The following is a 16725-nucleotide window of genomic DNA, read 5'->3' as shown; positions in this document are numbered from 1 at the left end:
GCCGTCGCGACCGGTCGGGACGAGCCGAGCCGGGGCGACGCGGTGAGTCAGGCCTTTGCCCGTGGCCCTCCGAGCGGGCGTATGGCAGGATCCACCACCCGGGCCGGCGACTGGTACCGGGGGCTGAACCCGCGGGTGCAGGCGCTCGTGGCCGCGGTCGCCATCGGCATCGCCGGGGTCGCGGCGGCGTGGGTCGTCCCCGTCGTCGTCGTCCGTCCCCTCCAGTATCTAGGGGTCACGTTCTCCCCGATCGTAGCCACCGGGCTGTCGCTCGTACTCGTCCAAGGCGTCTCGTTCGGCGGACTCGCGACGCTGTACCTCTACCGGCAGGGGCGGTCGCCGCTGTCGCTGTTCCACCTCCCGTCGCTCCGCGACGTGGTCGTCGCGGCCGGCGGGTTCGTCGGCTCGTTCGCCCTCGTCATCGCGCTGGGAGCGCTCGTGGGTGCCCTCGGCGCGCCGACCGCCGAGAACAACGTCGCGCGGATCGGCGCGGAGAACCCCGAGGTCCTCCTCCTCCTGATCCCGGCGGCGTTCGTCCTGATCGGTCCCGGCGAGGAGATACTGTTCCGCGGGATCGTCCAGAACCGCCTCCGCGAGGCGTTTTCGCCGTGGGTCGCGATCCCGGTCGCGAGCGTGATCTTCGGTGCGGTCCACTACCTCGCGCTCACCGGCCCGCCGGTCGCCCGTCTCGTCACCGTGGGGCTGCTCTCGATACTCACGCTGGTGTTCGGCGCGACCTACGAGTACACCGACAACCTGGTCGTCCCCGCGTTCATCCACGGCGCGTACGACGCGCTCCTGTTCGTGTTGCTGTACGTCGTCGTGGTGTACGGTCCCGGCGCGGACGCCGTCACGTCCGCGAGCGAGGCGGCCGTCTCGGCGTTCGGACTCGGGCTGGTCGGCTGACGGGGACCGGGTTCCTCTCCCCGGCGGCTCACTCCTCGCGCACGCCGACGCCGGCGGCCGCGAACGCCGCCCGGCCGCGCTCGACTGCCTCCCCGCCGTCGGGCGTGTACGGCGACGGCATGTGGACGTACCGGCGCCGCTCGCGGCCATCGTCGTCGTACCGGACGACGAACCGCGGCCGGGTGACGCCCCTCGTTCCCTCGACGAGCGCGACCTCCCGCACCGCCGACAGCGGGATCCGGTCGGTCGTCGTGAACCCGCGGACCAGCCGCTGGTAGCCGGCGAGCACGGCGACCAACGCGGCCGTCGCGCCGTAGACGTAGAGGTCGAACCGGTCGACCCCGTCGAACAGCGGGTTGAGAGCCCCGAGCGGCACGCCGACGACGATGCCGAGGAACACCGCCTTCCGCCAGGCTTCGTCGCTCCGCCAGTAGCTGTCGCGGAGATTCCGGAGGTAGCCCAGCCGGCTCCCCTCGATCCGGACCGCGTCGTCGCCGACGACGCACTCGCCGCGCTTGGTGGGAAACCGGCGGGCGTCGTCAGGGGCGCCCGTCGGCTCCCCGGTGTCCGACGGGTCCACGCGTCCGCTGCCGTGTTCGTGTCCGCGGGCGTCGGTGGAGGGCATCGTCGGGCGGTGCGACCGCCGAGGCGTAAGTGTTCTGCCGGTACGACCCCGCGCCGCCCGTACCGGAACCCCTTCCCGTTCCGGCCGCACACCCCGGAACATGCGCGAGCAGTTCGAAGTCCGGGCGCACGACGCCGCCGGCCGGGTGGGGGAACTGACGGTCCCTCGCGCGGGCGTCACCGTCGAGACGCCCGCGCTCCTCCCGGTCGTCAACCCGAACATCCTCACCGTCGAGCCGTCGCGGCTCGCCGAGGAGTTCGGCGCGGAGATCCTGATCACCAACTCCTACATCGTCCGCAACGACGACGACCTGCGCGCCCGCGCCGAGCGGGAGGGACTCCACGAGATGCTGGGGTTCGACGGCGCGATCATGACCGACTCGGGGTCGTTCCAACTCGCGGAGTACGGCGAGATATCCGTCACCACCCGCGAGATACTGGAGTTCCAGCGCGAGGTCGGCAGCGACATCGGGACGCCCGTCGACATCCCGACGCCGCCGGACGCGGGTCGCGAGCGGGCGGAGGCGGACCTGGAGACGACGGCGGAGGCGCTCGCGGACGCCGCGGCGGTCGAGACGGGCGAGATGCTGGTCAACGCGCCCGTCCAGGGGAGCGTCTACCCCGACCTGCGCGAGCGGGCGGGTCGGCAGGCGGCCGCGACCGACCTCGACGTGTTCCCCGTGGGCGCGGTCGTCCCGCTGATGAACGCCTACCGCTACGACGACATGGTCGACGCGGTGGCGGCGGCCAAACGCGGACTCGACGCGGACTGTCCGGTCCACCTGTTCGGCGCGGGCCACCCGATGATGTTCGCGCTCGCGGTCGCGCTCGGCTGTGACCTGTTCGACTCCGCCGCGTACGCCATCTACGCCCGCGACGGCCGCTACCTCACCGTCTCGGGCACGGAACACCTCTCGGAGTTGGAGTACCTCCCCTGTTCGTGTCCGATCTGTCACGAGCACTCGCCCGACGACCTCCGCGCCGCGGAGGGCGAGGAGTTCGAGCGATTGCTCGCCGAGCACAACCTCCACGTCACGTTCGAGGAGATGCGCCGGGTGAAGCAGGCGGTCCGCGACGGCGACCTGCTCGAACTCGTCGAGAAGCGCGCCCGCGGCCACCCCGCGATGGTCGACGGCTACCGCGCGCTGTTGGACCACTCGGCGCAACTGGAACGGGCCGACAGCGCGAGCAAGGGGGCGTTCTTCGCGCTCTCGCACGAGTCGGCTCGCCGGCCCGAGGTAACGCGACACCACGACCGACTCGGGCGGCTGTCGACGCCCGACCGCCTGCTCTGCTCGGAGTACGGTGCCCCCTCCGACCACGAGTACGACGCGGTCTGGCGGGTGGTGCCGCCGTTCGGCCCGTTCCCCCGCGCGCTCTCGGAGACGTACCCGCTGACCGCCGAGACCCCCGACCGGACCGACGCGGCGGCCGAGCGCGCGGCCGCCGAGGGGGTGGCGGCGCTCGCGGACGCGAACCCGGCGAGCGAGGTGACGCTCGCCCACGACGGCTGGGGGGCGGACGCGCTCGACCGCCTGCCCGGGTCGGTCGCGACCGAGGACCTGTCGGGGCTGGGGAGCGGCGAGGGGGAGTAGCGGGTCCGCGCGGGTCGACGACTCAGGCCGCCGGGACGGACAGCGTCGCCACGGTGCCGCCGGTCTCCCCGTCGCGTCCCTCGACGGCGAACTCGCCGTCGAGCGTCTCGGCGACCGTCCGCGCGAGCCAGAGGCCGAGTCCGCTGCCGTGGTCGGTGTCGGTGATCGGGCGGTCGCCGAGGACGACCGCCCGCTCGGCCGCGGGGACGCCCGGGCCGTCGTCGGTGACGACGAACGCGGCGCGGCCGTCGACCGCGCGGGCCTCGATGTCGACCGTCGGCTTCGGGCCGGCGTGTTCGGCGGCGTTCTCCGCGAGTTCCTCGACCGCGCGGGCGGTCCGGCCGTCGTCGACGACGCGCGCGTCGGCGACGCTCCCCACGCGGACGGTCGCGTCGGGGTCGGTCTCGCGGACGACCGCCGCCGCCCGCTCGACCACCTCGGCGGCGTCGGTCGGGTACGTCTCGGCGGGACGCTCGGCGTACTGCCCCAACTCCCGGGCCTTCACGGCGAGGTCGCTGATCGCGGTCGCGCGGTCGCGGAGCGCGGCCGCGGAGTTCGCGGCGGGCGTCCCCTCCTCGACGGCCTCCGCCAGCAGGTCGGCGTGGCCGAGGATGACGTTCGCGCCGTTGCGGATGTTGTGCCGGAGCGCGCGGTTCAACACCGCGGTCCGGCGGCGCTCGCGCGCCAACTGCTCCGCGCGGACCCGGCGGGCGTCGTAGACGCCGATGATGATGTGTGCGCCCGCGCCGATAGCCAGCAGCGTCCCGAGTACGAACCCCGGCGACTGGATCACCCCGCCGTCCGCCCGCTGGTAGGCGAACAGCGCGAGCATCACGGCGCCGAGGACGGCGATACCGAGGAAGTTCCACGCCGCGATCCGGACGGCGTTGTCGGTCGAGATCGTACTCCGGTAGAGGAGACCGCCGACCGCGACCAGCGCCGCCGCGACGACGCTGCCCAGCACCGCGAGCCCGGTGCCGACGCCGCTCCCCCCGGCGAACAGTTGCGCGACGATGGGGACCAGCAGGCCGACCCCGCTGAGCGAGATGCTGCCCGCCGCCATCGCCCGGACCGCACCGCGTTCACGCGGCGGCGGTTCCACCGTCGGGAGCACGCCCACCTGCCGGAGTCGGTCGGCCAGCGGACCGCCGCTCCGGCCCGTCCGCGCGTCGTCAGTTGCCATTCTCTGCTGATACGGGCGGAGACGCAAAATAACGATTTCCCCGCAATTATCAACCGAGATGGATACCGGGTGGCGACCGCGGGCGCAGGCCGCCGGGAGGCGGGCGTCGCCACGCTCTCGCCCCCGTCGCACCCCTCGACGGTGAACTCGCCGCCGACCGTTCGGCGACCACCGCCGCCGGGTGTGGGTCGGTCGACCGGTCGGCGTACCGGGCTATCGCGCCTTCACCGCGAGAACGAAAGCGAATAAACCGTCGGTCCCGCACGCTGGGGCATGACCGACTACTTCGAGGTCCACGACCGGGACGGGGCGGCCCGCGTCGGGGAACTCCGCCTGTCGACGCCCGTCGCGACGCCCGCGCTCGTGGGGGGAACGAGCGGGGCCGACCCGAGCGGGGGGGACGCCGGCGGCGGCGACGCCAGCGGCGACTCGGGCCGCCCCCTCGAACGGGTGCCCGTCCGCGACGCGGGTAGCCTCTGGAGCGCCGACCGCGAGGTGCCCGAGGGGGACGACTCGACGCTCACCGTCCTCCCCCACCGCGCGTTCCCGTCGGGCACCCGCGAGGAGGTGGTCGACTCGTTCGCCACGGCGTTCCCCGACGTCGACGGGCCGTCCGCGGCGGTCGTCTCCAGTGACGCCCCCGACGCCGCGGGCGCGGCCGACGCGCCCGTCGACGCGTACGCGCTCTCGGACGCGCAGGGGTTCGTGGGCCACGCCAGCGCGTTCGTCGACGCGGTGGTCGGGGTGCGGGAGGCGGTGCCGGCCGACACCGCCCTGTATCTCGCCGGCGTCGCCACGCCGGCGAACGTCTCGACGCTGGTGTACGCGGGCGTCGACCTGGTCGACGACAAACGCGTCCGGGTGAAGGGGTCACAGGGGAAGTACCTCGCCACCGACGGCGAGTACTTCCTGGAGGACCTAGACGAACTCCCCTGCGCCTGTCCGGCGTGTGCGGTTCCCAGAGCGGAGTTCGACCGCGCCGCCTGCGAGGAACACAACGTCAACGCCCTGACCGCGGAACTCCGGCGGGTGCGCCGGCGGGTGCGCGACGGCCGCCTCCGCGACTACATCGAGGGGCAGGCGCGTCACGACCAGTGGCTCACCGCGACGTTCCGCGAACTCGACCAGCAGTACGGCTACCTCGAACAGCGCACGCCGGTCGTCCGCGGGGCGGACCTGTCGGCGGCGTCGAGCGACACCATCCGCCGCGTCGAGATCCAGCGGTTCGCCGAGCGCGTCACCACCCGCTACCGCAACCGCTTCCGCAACCCGCTGGTGTTGGTGCCCTGTTCGGCGCGCAAACCGTACTCGGAGAGCCAGAGCCACGCCCAGTTCCACGACGCCATCCAGTACCGCGGCCACCTCGCGTCGATGACCTCGCCCATCGGCGTCGTCCCGCAGGAACTCGAACTCACCTACCCCGCCCAACACTACGACACCGTCGTCACGGGCCGGTGGTCCGAGGACGAAAAGCGGTTCGTCGCGGACGTGCTCGAACGCTACCTCGAACGCAACGACTACCCCCGCGTGATCGCACACGTCCCCGACGAGGGCTACCGCGACATCTGCGAGCGGGTCGCCTCGCGGGTCGAGGTGCCGTTCGAGTACACCGTCTCCGAGCACCCGACGACGACGGAGTCCATCGGCAACCTGATGGCGACGCTCGACGGCGAACTCAAGTACACCAAACGCGAGCGCCAGCACAACACGGTGCGCGCCATCGCCGACTACATGCTCGGCGACGGCGCGGGCGACGACCTGTTCGGCGACATCGCCACGACGAGCCGCTACCCCAAGTTGCAGGTCCGCGACCCCGACGGCACCGACGCCGACGGCAGCGGGGGCGAGCAGTTGGCGACGATGGTGCCCACCTACGGCGTGCTCGCGTTCACGCTCGCGGGCGCGCGCCGGTGGGTCGAGAGCGACGCGCCGACCAAGCGGGTGGAGATAGACGGGTTCGTCCCGCAGGGGAGCGTGCTCGCGCCGGGCGTCGTCGACGCGGACGCGGGGGTACGGGTGGGCGACGAGGTGGTCGTCGAGGGACCGCGCGCGTTCGCGGTCGGCCGCGCGGAGATGTCCGGCCCGGAGATGGCCGACTCGACGCGCGGTATCGCGGTGGCGGTGCGGCACGTCGAGGAGACCTGACGCCGCGCGCCGGGAGGCGAACGCCTACAACCCCGCCCGCACAGTCGCGGGTATGGACGACTCGGACGGAGCCGGGACGCGCGTCGGCGTCGACGTGGGCGGCACGTTCACGGACCTCGTGACGGTCCGCGACGGCCGGGTGCGCGTCGACAAGACGCCCTCGACGCCCGACGCGCCCGAGGAGGGGGTGCTGACGGGGCTGGGCGGCCTCGACGCGCCGCTCGCCGAGGTGGACTTTCTCGGTCACGGGACGACCGTCGCCACGAACGCGGTACTGGAGGGCGAGTGGGCCGACACCGCGCTGGTCACCACGGCGGGGTTTCGCGACGCGCTCGAAATCGGCCGGCAGACCCGCCCCGACATCTACGACTTCGACGCCGAGAAGCCGACGCCCGTCGTGGAGCGCGACCGCCGGTTCGAGGTGCCCGGGCGGGTCGACGAGCGTGGGGAGGTGCTCGAACCGCTCGACGAGGACGCGGTCCGCGCGCTCGCTGACGACCTCCCCGACTCGGTCGACAGCGTCGCCGTCGCGCTGCTGTTCTCGTTCGAACACCCCGGCCACGAGCGGCGGGTGCGCGACCTGCTGTGCGAGGCGGGCGTCGAGGCGTCGGTGTCGCTCTCGTCGGACGTGTTACCCGAGGTCCGCGAGTACGAGCGCACGCTGGCGACGAGCCTCAACGCCGCGCTCAAACCCGTGATGGACGACTACCTCGGCTCGCTCGCGGAGGCGGCGGCCGACGAGGGGCTGACCGCGCCCCTGCGGGTGATGGGGTCGAACGGCGGGCTGATGGCGGCGGCGGCGGCGCGCGAGCGGCCGGTGAACACCCTGCTGTCGGGACCGGCGGCGGGCGTCCGCGGCGCGACCCACGTCGCCGGCCGGCGCGGCGTCTCCGACCTCATCACGATGGACATGGGCGGCACCTCCTGTGACGTGTCGCTGGTCCGCGACGGCGACCCCCTCGTCACGACCGACACCGAGGTGGGCGACTACCCGGTGGCGGTGCCGACGGTCGACGTCCACACCGTCGGCGCGGGCGGCGGGTCGATCGCGCACGTCGACGCGGGCGGCGCGCTCCGGGTCGGCCCGGCGTCGGCGGGCGCCGACCCCGGGCCGGTCTGTTACGGCCGCGGCGGCACCCGGCCGACCGTCACCGACGCCCACCTCCTGTTGGGGCGGATCGACCCGACGGGGTTCCTCCCGGACGCGCTCGGCCGCGACGCGAGCGCGGTTCGGGAGGCGTTCGACCCGCTGGCCGACGCGGTCGGCGGGAGCGTCGCGGACGCCGCGGCGGGCGTGTTGCGCGTCGCGAACGCCAACATGGAGCGGGCGCTGCGGGTGGTGTCGGTCGAGCGGGGGTACGACCCCCGCGAGTTCACGCTCGTCGCGTTCGGCGGCGCGGGACCGCTCCACGCGACGGCGCTCGCGGGGGCGCTCGACGTGCCCCGCGTGGTGGTGCCGCGGGCGGCGGGCGTGCTCTCGGCGCTGGGCCTGCTGATCAGCGACGTGACGTACGACTACGCCACCTCGATGGTGCGGCCGTGGCCGGACGTCGACGCGGCGACGCTCGACGCGAAGTTCGCCGAGTTCGAGGCAGAGGGGGGCGAACGGCTCCGCGGCGCGGGGCACGACGACTCCGAGATCCGGTTCGAGCGGACGCTCGACCTGCGCTATGCGGGCCAGTCGTTCGACCTGTCGGTCCCCGTCGAGGGGGAGGCGACCGAGGCGGAACTCGACGCCGCCGTCGCGCGGTTCCACGACGCCCACGAGCGGCGGTACGGCCACGCCTACCGCGAGGAACCGGTCGAACTCGTGACGGTCCGCCTGCGCGCCCGCGGGCTGGTGGAGCCACCGGATCTGGCGGTCGACGAGCGGGCCGGCGACCCCGCGGACGCGCGCGTCGGGACGCGCGAGGTGACGTTCGGGGCGGTGCGCGACACCCCGGTGTACTACCGGTCGCGGCTCCCGACCGACGCGGCGTTCGACGGGCCGGCGGTGGTCGAGGGCGGCGAGAGCACCGTCGTCGTCCACCCCGGCCAGACCGCCCGCGTCGACGCCGACGCCAACATCGTCGTCGAGACGGGGGGTGAGGCGGGTGCGTGAGGCGGGCGCGGGCGGCGCGGGCGGCGACTCGGACGGCGGCCGCGTCGACTCGGTGACGCTCGAAGTGATCCGCAACGGCTGTGAGGCGGTCGCCGAGGAGATGAACGGCGACCTGGTGCGGACGGGCTACTCGCCCAACATCAAGGAGCGCCGCGACTGCTCGACCGCGCTGTTCGACGCGGGCGGCGAGATGGTCGCGCAGGCGGAGACGATGCCGGTCCACCTCGGCGCGATGCCGTTCTCGGTGGCGGCGGCGGTGGAGGCCCACCCGCCGGAGACGCTCGAACCGGGCGACTCGGTCCTGCTCAACGACCCGTTCCGCGGCGGCGCGCACCTCCCCGACCTGACGCTGGTGACGCCGGTGTACGACCGCGACGGCGACCTGCTCGCGTTCGCGGCCAACCGCGCACACCACGCCGACGTCGGCGGCTCCACCGCGGGCAGCGTCGCGGCCGACTCCACCGAGATCTACCAGGAGGGGCTGCGGATCCCGCCGGTGAAGTTCGAGCGTGGGACCGGCGCGGTGGACGACGACGGCCTCCCCGAAAGCGAGGTGCGCGGGGACGTACTCGACCTCGTCCTCGCGAACGTCCGCACGCCCGACGAGCGCCGGGGCGACCTCCGCGCACAGACCGCGGCGAACGCGACCGGCCGGCGGCGGTTCCGCGACCTCGCCGACACCCACGGCGCGACGCTCCGCCCGGCATTAGAGGAGATCAAAGCGTACTCCGAGCGGCGGATGCGCGCGGAGATAGCCGACCTGCCCGACGGCATCTACGCCTTCTCGGACGTACTCGACGACGACGGCCGGGGGAACGAGGACCTCCCGGTCGAGGTGAGCGTGACGGTCGAGGGCGACTCGGTCACCGTCGACTTCGCGGGCACCGCGCCCCAGACCGCGGGGCCGGTCAACGCCGTCTTCGCGGTGACGGCGTCGGCGACGTACTACGCGGTCCGGTGCGTGACCGACCCCGACATCCCGCCCAACCACGGCTGTTACCGGCCGATCGACATCGAGGCGCCCGAGGGCACCATCGTCAACCCGGAGCCGCCCGCGGCGGTCGTCGGCGGCAACCTCGAAACCAGCCAGCGGGTCACCGACGCGGTGTTGGGCGCGCTCGCCGAGGCCGACCCCGAGGCGGTCGTCGCGGGCTGTCAGGGGACGATGAACAACGTGACGCTCGGCGGGACCGACCCCAGGAGCGGGACCCCGTACGCCTTCTACGAGACGCAGGGCGGCGGCTTCGGCGGCCGCGCGTCGGGCGACGGGATGGACGGCGTCCACGTCCACATGTCGAACACGCTCAACACGCCCGCGGAGGTGCTGGAGACGGCGTACCCGCTGCGGGTCGAGCGGTACGAACTCCGGCCGGACTCGGGCGGCGCCGGGGAGTTCCGCGGCGGACTCGGTCTCCGCCGGGACATCGAGGTGCGCGACCACACCGCTCGCCTCAGCCTGCTCGCGGAGCGACACGAGTCGCGGCCGTACGGACTCGCGGGCGGCGAGTCGGGGGGGACCGGCGCGGCGTACCTGTTCGACGGCGGGAACGACGAGGGGAGCGAGGACGGCGGGGAGAAACTCCCCGCGAAACACACCCGCGACCTCCCGCCGGGGTCGGTCGTCAGCGTGCGGACGCCCGGCGGCGGCGGCTACGGCGACCCCGCCGACCGCGACCCCGACGCGGTCGCTCGCGACGTGGAACTCGGAAAACTCACGCCCGCGGCGGCGCGTGAGCGGTACGGCTACGACGCGGACGACGCGGACGGCGCCGACCCGGGCGGGACCGACGCCGACGAGTAGACGGCCGCGGTCGGTTCGAGTCGAGCGCTCCGACGACCGGTCGCCGCGTCAGTCGGTCGGGGTCGCGCCCGCCTGGCGGCTCCGCTCCTTGAGGTTCCCGATCCGCCACCGCAGGACGGCGACCGTGATCAGTCCGACCACGAGCGCGCCGTTCATCACGTACAGCGCGGTGGTGTAGTTGCCCGTCGTCTCGAGGACGTACGACGCGAGTTGGGGGCCGACGACGCCCGCGACGCCCCACGCGGTGAGCGCGTAGCCGTGGATGGCGCTGACCTCTTGGGTCCCGAACAGGTCGCTGAGGTACGCCGGGAGGCAGGCGAACCCGCCGCCGTAACACGTGATGACGAGGAACATCGTCGCCGAGAGCACCCAGACGCCGACGAGTTCGGGCATCACGAAGAACGCGACGATCTGGATGGCGAAGAACGCCCCGTACGTGGTCGTCCGGCCGATGTAGTCCGACAGCGTCGACCAGAAGATCCGGCCGCCGCCGTTGAAGATGCCGATGTAGCCGGTGATGAACGCGGCGGTGGTGGCGGTCGCCCCCGCGATCTGTTGGAGCATCGGCGACGCGAACGCCAGCAGCATGATCCCCGCGGAGACGTTGATGAAGATGATCAGCCACACCATCCAGAAGCGCGGCGACGTGCGCGCCTCCGCCGCGGTGAGGTTTTCGAGTCCCGACAGCGCGCTCTTGGCCTTCTCCTGTGCGTTCTCCTCGCCTTCCATCCCCTCGGGGAGCCAGCCCTGCGGGGGTTTGGCGAGGTAGCTCGCCCCCAGCGACATCAACGCGAAGTAGAGCACGCCGAGCGCGTAGAACGCCGTCGCCACGCCGACGCGCTGGATCAGGTAGTTACCCAGCGGGCCGGTCAACAGCGCGCCCGCGCCGAACCCCATGACCGCCAGACCGGTCGCCATCCCCCGCCGGTCGGGGAACCACTCGACGAGCGTCCCGATGGGCGAGATGTAGCCCAGTCCGATCCCCATCCCGCCGACGACGCCGAACGTGGCGAGGAACAGCGGGAGGCTACCCAGTTGGACGCTGACCCCCGACCCGACCATCCCGAGTCCGTAGAGGGTGGCCGCGGCCAACCCCGACTTGCGCGGGCCGTACTCCTCGACGTACCGCCCGAGGAACGCGGCGGTGATCCCGAGGACGAACACCGCGATGGAGAACGCGAGCGTGACGCTCGACGTGCTCCACCCCTGGGTCTCGTTCAGCGGGATCTGGTAGATACTGTACGCGTAGATGCTCCCGATCGACAGGTGGATCGCGACGGCCGCCACCGCGATCAGCCACCGGTTCTTGTCGGCCTCCCGGGTTGACATAGCCTATCATGTACGATCATCATGGATTAACGCCTCGGGTAGCCTCGCAAGTTTCCGGGAGGAAAACACTAATATATCTTCGACCGGCCGAAACATAGATTGGTGTGGGTGCAAGATCATATCCACGATCGCATCCCCCCGATTTATATTCATGAATAACGGTGTATGTTTAGGACGGACAAGATGAACTCCATCGAATCGAGTGAGCGGACGGTGGTACGGGTCGCCGCGGCCGGTTCGGAGGCGGACCCCCCGGAGGCGGTCAAAAGGACCGACGCGCGGGTGGTCCCGGTCGGATCGACGGGCGTGACGGCGCTCGAACCGCTGGTCGCGGTGACCCGCGGCGGCCGGACCGCGTTCCACGCGCGGTGTTCGGTCGACCGGTTGGAGGGGGTCGTCGCCGCCGCGGAGGAGGCCGACGACGTGACCGCGGGCGACCCGGACGCGGTGGTCGACCACGACCCGGACGCGACCCGGCTCCCGGCGGTCGACCTGCCGGGGTTGAGCGCGGGCCGGCGCGACGTGTTGGGCGCGTGCGGGTGGCGCCGGCCGACGAGCGCCGACGACCACGAGGCGGCGGGCGGGTTCGCCGACCACGACGCCGCCGACGTGTTCGACGCCGGCGCGGACCTCCGCGGCCGCGGCTGGGGCGACGCGTGTCACGACGACCCCGTCGGCGAGTCGTGGGCGACCGCTCGCGACGCCGACGGCGACGCCGCGGTGGTCGTGAACGCCCACGGCAGCCCCGCCGACGCGCTGTTGCTCGCGAGCGCGCCCCTGGAGGTGCTCGACGGCGCGACGACGCTCGCGGACGCCGTCGGCGCGACCGAGGTGGTCGTCTACGCGTCGAGCGACGACGCGCGGGCGGTCGAGACCGCCCGCGAGGCCGTCGAGGCCCACCCCGACCCGGTGGTTCCGGTCGAGGTCGTGACCGGCCCCCCCGAGTACCGGGCGGGCGAGCCGACGATGGCGCTCGAAGCCATCGAGGGGAACCACCGGCTGGAGGCGCGGCTCCGCCCGCCGGGTCCCGAGCGGGTCGGCCTCGACGGCCGGCCGACGCTGGTGCACACGCCGCGGACGCTCGCGCACCTCGCGGTCGGGCTTCGAGGTGACGACGGCGACGAGGGCGGCGACACCCGGCTGGTGACCGTGCGGGGCGACGTCGAGACGCCCGCGACGGTCGAACTCCCCGAGACCGCGTCGCTGTCGGCGGCGGTCGACGCCGTCGACGTCGACGGCACGCTCAAGGCGGCCTGCGTGGGCGGCCGGTTCGGCGGCCTGACGGCCGACCTCGGCGTCGCGGCGGGACCCGACGCGCTCGCGGACGCCGGTCTCGGCACCGAGGGCGTCGTCGAGGTGCTCTCGGAGGGGCGCTGTCTCGTCGAGTTCGTCGGCCGGCGGACGCGGTACGCCGCCGAGGAGAACTGCGGCCGGTGCGTGCCGTGCCGCGAGGGGTCGACCCAACTGGCGAACCTGCTGCGTGACGTCTACGACGGGGAGTACGACCCCGAGGGGGTTGCGGAGTTGGTGGGCGTGATGGAGCGGTCGAGCATCTGCGAGTTCGGCGTCAACGCGGGGCGGCCCGCGCGGACGGCGACGACCGAGTTCGCGTTGGAGTTCGAGGCGCACGCCGACGGGCAGTGTCCGGCGGGGAACTGCTTCGACGCGCGCGAGGCGCCGGAGGTGACGACATCAACATGAGTTCAGACAGAAGTGAGGTGGACGTTCCACCGCTGACGGAGGGGATCGCACCGGGAACCGCGACCGACCCGGATGTTGGGAGCGACGAGGCGGCGACGGTCACCGTCGACGGCACCGACGTGACCGTGCCCGCGGGGTCGACGCTGCTGGACGCGGTCGACGCCGTCGAGACGGACGGCTACGTGCCCGCGCTGTGTCACTACGGCCGGCAGGATATCGGGCCGCGGAGCGAGTGCCGGACCTGCATGGTCGAGACGGAGTCCGACGGGGTGGTGCCGGCGTGTAGCTTCCCCGCCGAGGACGGCGCGGTGGTCGACACCGACGCGGGCGAGGCGGCCGAGGCGCGCGACGTCAACCTCGATCTGGTCCTCTCGGACCACAACCTCCGGTGTACGACCTGCGGGAAGAACGGCCGGTGTGAGCTTCAGGACGCGTCGATCGACCAGGGCGTCGAGGAGCCGCGGTACGGCGTGCTCGACGACCGCGACCAGTACGAACCGCTCGACGACTCCTCGTCGTTCATCCAGATCGACCGCAACAAGTGCATCCTCTGTAACCGCTGTGTCGAGGCGTGTAACGACGTGCAAGTCGAGGGCGTCCTGCGGATGGAGGGCACCGGCAACGACACCCGGATCGGCTTCCAGAACGGCGCGGAGACGATGGAGGACTCGACGTGCGTCTCGTGTGGCCACTGCGTGACGGTCTGTCCCACGGGATCGCTCGTTGAGAAGGGGATCGAGAACGCGACGACGATCCCGATCCCCGGATTCAACCAGAAGAACAGCATCGGCAAGACGTACGAGAACACCGACAGTACCGGGAGTTCCGGCACCGTCGGGCGCTCGGACAACCAGATGACACCCCAGAAACGAGACCAGCGGACGCTCGAATCGGAGGAGGCACCACCGGAGAGTGACGGGCCGGACGTCGTCGACCCGGCGTCGGAGGTCTGGGACGACGAACGGAGGGACTGGCCGTGAGCGGACGCGACGACGGCGAGGAGAAGGACGGCGTCGCGGGCTACATGCAGCGCGCGAAGAAGCAGGCGATGGAGAACGCCGAACACGTCGCCGAGGGCGTCGCCGCGGGCACGATGTCGGAGGGGAAACTGTTCGACGTCGCCACGACCATCGGCGACAAGCGGCTGGACGACCTGACCGTCGAGGACACCACCTGCGGCTACTGTGCGGTCGGCTGCCGGTTCGACCTCTACTCCGACGGCGAGGAGGTGTTGGCGGCGCGGCCCGCCGACGAGGAGGACGCCCCCGTCAACGGCATCTCGACGTGCGTCAAGGGGAAGTTCAGCTACGGCTTCGTCAACTCCGACGACCGGCTGACGTCGCCGCTGGTGCGCGACGACGACGGCGAGTTCCGCACCGCGACGTGGGACGAGGCGCTCTCGCGGGTCGCGGCGGGGCTCGGCGGGATCAAGGAGGAACACGGCGGCGAGGCGCTGTCGGTGATCGCCTCCTCGAAGGCGACCAACGAGGAGAACTACCTGATGGGCAAGTTCGCCCGGCAGGTGCTCGGCACCAACAGCGTCGACAACTGCAACCGGCTGTGTCACTCCTCGACGGTCGCGGGGCTGGCCAAGACGTTCGGCTACGGCGCCGCGTCGGTGTCGATGGGCGACATCGAGGAGACGGACTGCTACCTGATCACGGGGTCGAACACCACCGAGGCGCACCCCGTCATCGGCACGCGGATCAAACAGAACGTCCGCGACGGCGCGGATCTCCTCGTCTTCGACCCCCGCGAGGTGCAGATCGCGGAGCACGCCACCCAGTACAGCCGGGTCAAGCCGGGGTACGACGCGGTGTGGATCAACGGGATCACCCGCTACATCGTCAACAACGACCTCCAGGACGAGGAGTTCCTCGAGGAGCGCACGACCGGGTTCGAACCCGAGGAGGAGCCCGAACACGACTCCGCCGACGACCGCGACCAGCGGACCGAGGACCGCGACGCCGGCCGCGAGGCGGTCAAGCAGGCCGTCCAGGAGTTCACGCCCGAACGGGTCGAGGAGATCACGGGCGTCCCGCCCGAGGAGATCGCGTCGGCGGCCGAGACGATCGCCGCGGCGGACACCTGCGTGTTCGGGTGGACGCTCGGGCTGACCGAACACTCCCACGGGACGGAGAACGTGATGGCGATGGCGAACCTCGCGGCGGTGACGGGCAACCTCGGCAAACCCGGCGCCGGCGTCTCCCCGTTCCGCGGACAGAACAACGTCCAGGGCGGCGGCGGCGACATGGGACCGCTCCCCGACAACTTCCCGGGGTATCAGGACATCGGCAAAGACGAGGTCCGCGCCAAGTTCGAGAAGGCGTGGAACTGCGACATCTCGCCGGAGTACGGCTACTACACCACGCAGATGTTCCTCAACGACGACGTGCGTGGGATGTACATCATCGGCGAGAACGCCGCGCTCTCGGAGCCCGGGGTCAACCACGCGGGCGAGGTGCTCGAAGACCTCGACTTCCTCGTGGTCCAGGACCTGTTCGTCAACGAGACCGCGGAGTACGCCGACGTGGTGTTGCCCGCGTGTTCGTTCGTCGAGAAGACGGGCACGTTCACCAACACCGACCGCCGGGTCCAGATGGTCAAGCAGGTGATGGAGCCGAAGGGCGACTCCCGCCCCGACTGGAAGATCCTCCAGGACCTCGCGGGCCGGATGGGCCGCGAGTGGGAGTACGACTCGACCGCGGAGATCATGGAGGAGGTCAACTCGCTGACGCCAATCTACGGCGGCGTCACCCACGACCGGATCGAGGAGGAGGGCGGTCTCCAGTGGCCCTGCTGGGACGAGGACCACCCCGGGACCGAACGCCTCTACGAGGACGAGTTCGACACCGACGACGGGAAGGCCCACCTCCAGGCGGTCGGCTTCAGCGAACCCGCGGAGACGCCCGACGACGAGTACCCGTTCTCGCTGACGACCGGGCGCGTCCTCTACCAGTACCACACGGGCACGATGACCCACCGCGAGGAGGGGATCATGGAGTACACGCCGAGCGACTTCGTGGAGATCCACCCGGAGACCGCCGAGGAGTACGGCATCCGCGCGGGCGACCGGGTCGAGATCGAGTCGCGCCGCGGCGAGATAACGGTGCCCGCGCAGGTCACCGACCGGGTCGCCCCCGACAACCTGTTCGTCCCGATCCACTTCGCCGAGAGCGCGGTCAACCAACTGACCGACGAGGAACATCTCGACCCCGAGGCGGCGACGCCCGAGTTCAAGGTGTCCGCCGTCCGGATCCGCCGGGTCGACGACGGGGACGACGGCGACACCGACGCGCTGTCGACCGCGACGCGAGAGGCGGGCACGGGGGACGACTGA

General features: G+C 72.1%; 11 protein-coding genes. 8 read left to right on the top strand and 3 right to left on the bottom strand.

The genetic code is table 11. The annotated features are described in order from the left end of the window. The first annotated feature begins 81 nt into the window (after nucleotides 1-81). Nucleotides 82-906, top strand: coding sequence for a CPBP family intramembrane glutamic endopeptidase (locus K933_RS07260; RefSeq protein ID WP_023394052.1), 825 nt, complete (start codon nucleotides 82-84; stop codon nucleotides 904-906). Between the two features lie 28 nt (nucleotides 907-934). On the opposite strand, the gene K933_RS07255 is transcribed toward K933_RS07260, so the two are convergent. Then, nucleotides 935-1531, bottom strand: coding sequence for a hypothetical protein (locus K933_RS07255; protein WP_023394051.1), 597 nt, complete (start codon nucleotides 1529-1531; stop codon nucleotides 935-937). A 100-nt stretch (nucleotides 1532-1631) separates the two neighbouring features. Between K933_RS07255 and tgtA the strand changes: the two genes are divergently transcribed. Next, entirely contained in the window at nucleotides 1632-3125 is a 1494-nt protein-coding gene (gene tgtA / locus K933_RS07250; protein WP_023394050.1) for a tRNA guanosine(15) transglycosylase TgtA, read from the top strand. A 22-nt stretch (nucleotides 3126-3147) separates the two neighbouring features. On the opposite strand, the gene K933_RS07245 is transcribed toward tgtA, so the two are convergent. Further along, nucleotides 3148-4308, bottom strand: coding sequence for a sensor histidine kinase (locus tag K933_RS07245; RefSeq protein WP_023394049.1), 1161 nt, complete (start codon nucleotides 4306-4308; stop codon nucleotides 3148-3150). Between the two features lie 273 nt (nucleotides 4309-4581). Here K933_RS07245 and arcS point away from each other — a divergent pair, with 273 nt between their 5' ends. Genes arcS through K933_RS07230 form a run of 3 tightly spaced genes read left to right on the top strand, consistent with a single transcriptional unit; the run spans nucleotide 4582 to nucleotide 10355 of the window. After that, nucleotides 4582-6453: an archaeosine synthase subunit alpha gene (arcS, locus tag K933_RS07240; protein ID WP_023394048.1), complete on the top strand. Its 1872-nt coding sequence runs from the start codon at nucleotides 4582-4584 to the stop codon at nucleotides 6451-6453. A 52-nt stretch (nucleotides 6454-6505) separates the two neighbouring features. Further along, nucleotides 6506-8554, top strand: coding sequence for a hydantoinase/oxoprolinase family protein (locus tag K933_RS07235; RefSeq protein ID WP_023394047.1), 2049 nt, complete (start codon nucleotides 6506-6508; stop codon nucleotides 8552-8554). Then, the gene (locus K933_RS07230; RefSeq protein WP_023394046.1) at nucleotides 8547-10355 is read left to right on the top strand and encodes a hydantoinase B/oxoprolinase family protein; all 1809 of its coding nucleotides are present in this window, start codon (nucleotides 8547-8549) and stop codon (nucleotides 10353-10355) included. The genes K933_RS07235 and K933_RS07230 overlap by 8 nt, the downstream gene beginning before the upstream one ends. A 48-nt stretch (nucleotides 10356-10403) precedes the next feature. Here the strand turns inward: K933_RS07230 and K933_RS07225 are convergent, their stop codons facing one another. Further along, nucleotides 10404-11684: an L-lactate MFS transporter gene (locus K933_RS07225; protein WP_023394045.1), complete on the bottom strand. Its 1281-nt coding sequence runs from the start codon at nucleotides 11682-11684 to the stop codon at nucleotides 10404-10406. Nucleotides 11685-11867: 183 nt separating this feature from the next. Between K933_RS07225 and K933_RS07220 the strand changes: the two genes are divergently transcribed. From K933_RS07220 to K933_RS07210, 3 genes are read left to right on the top strand one after another with little or no spacing between them, the layout of a single operon-like run. After that, nucleotides 11868-13385 carry an NADH-ubiquinone oxidoreductase-F iron-sulfur binding region domain-containing protein gene (locus K933_RS07220; RefSeq protein WP_023394044.1) on the top strand — a complete coding sequence of 506 codons (1518 nt, stop codon included), beginning with the start codon at nucleotides 11868-11870 and terminating at the stop codon, nucleotides 13383-13385. Next, nucleotides 13382-14365 (top strand): 2Fe-2S iron-sulfur cluster-binding protein, encoded by a 984-nt coding sequence (locus tag K933_RS07215; protein WP_080509223.1) that lies wholly within the window; start codon nucleotides 13382-13384, stop codon nucleotides 14363-14365. Before K933_RS07220 ends, K933_RS07215 begins: the two co-directional genes overlap by 4 nt. A gap of 44 nt (nucleotides 14366-14409) precedes the next feature. Beyond that, complete coding sequence (locus K933_RS07210) at nucleotides 14410-16725, top strand: molybdopterin-dependent oxidoreductase (RefSeq protein WP_049947690.1); 2316 nt, start codon at nucleotides 14410-14412, stop codon at nucleotides 16723-16725.

This window comes from Candidatus Halobonum tyrrellensis G22, assembly GCF_000495475.1.
Taxonomy (GTDB): domain Archaea; phylum Halobacteriota; class Halobacteria; order Halobacteriales; family Haloferacaceae; genus Halobonum; species Halobonum tyrrellense.
This window is presented reverse-complemented; position numbering and strand designations above follow the sequence as displayed.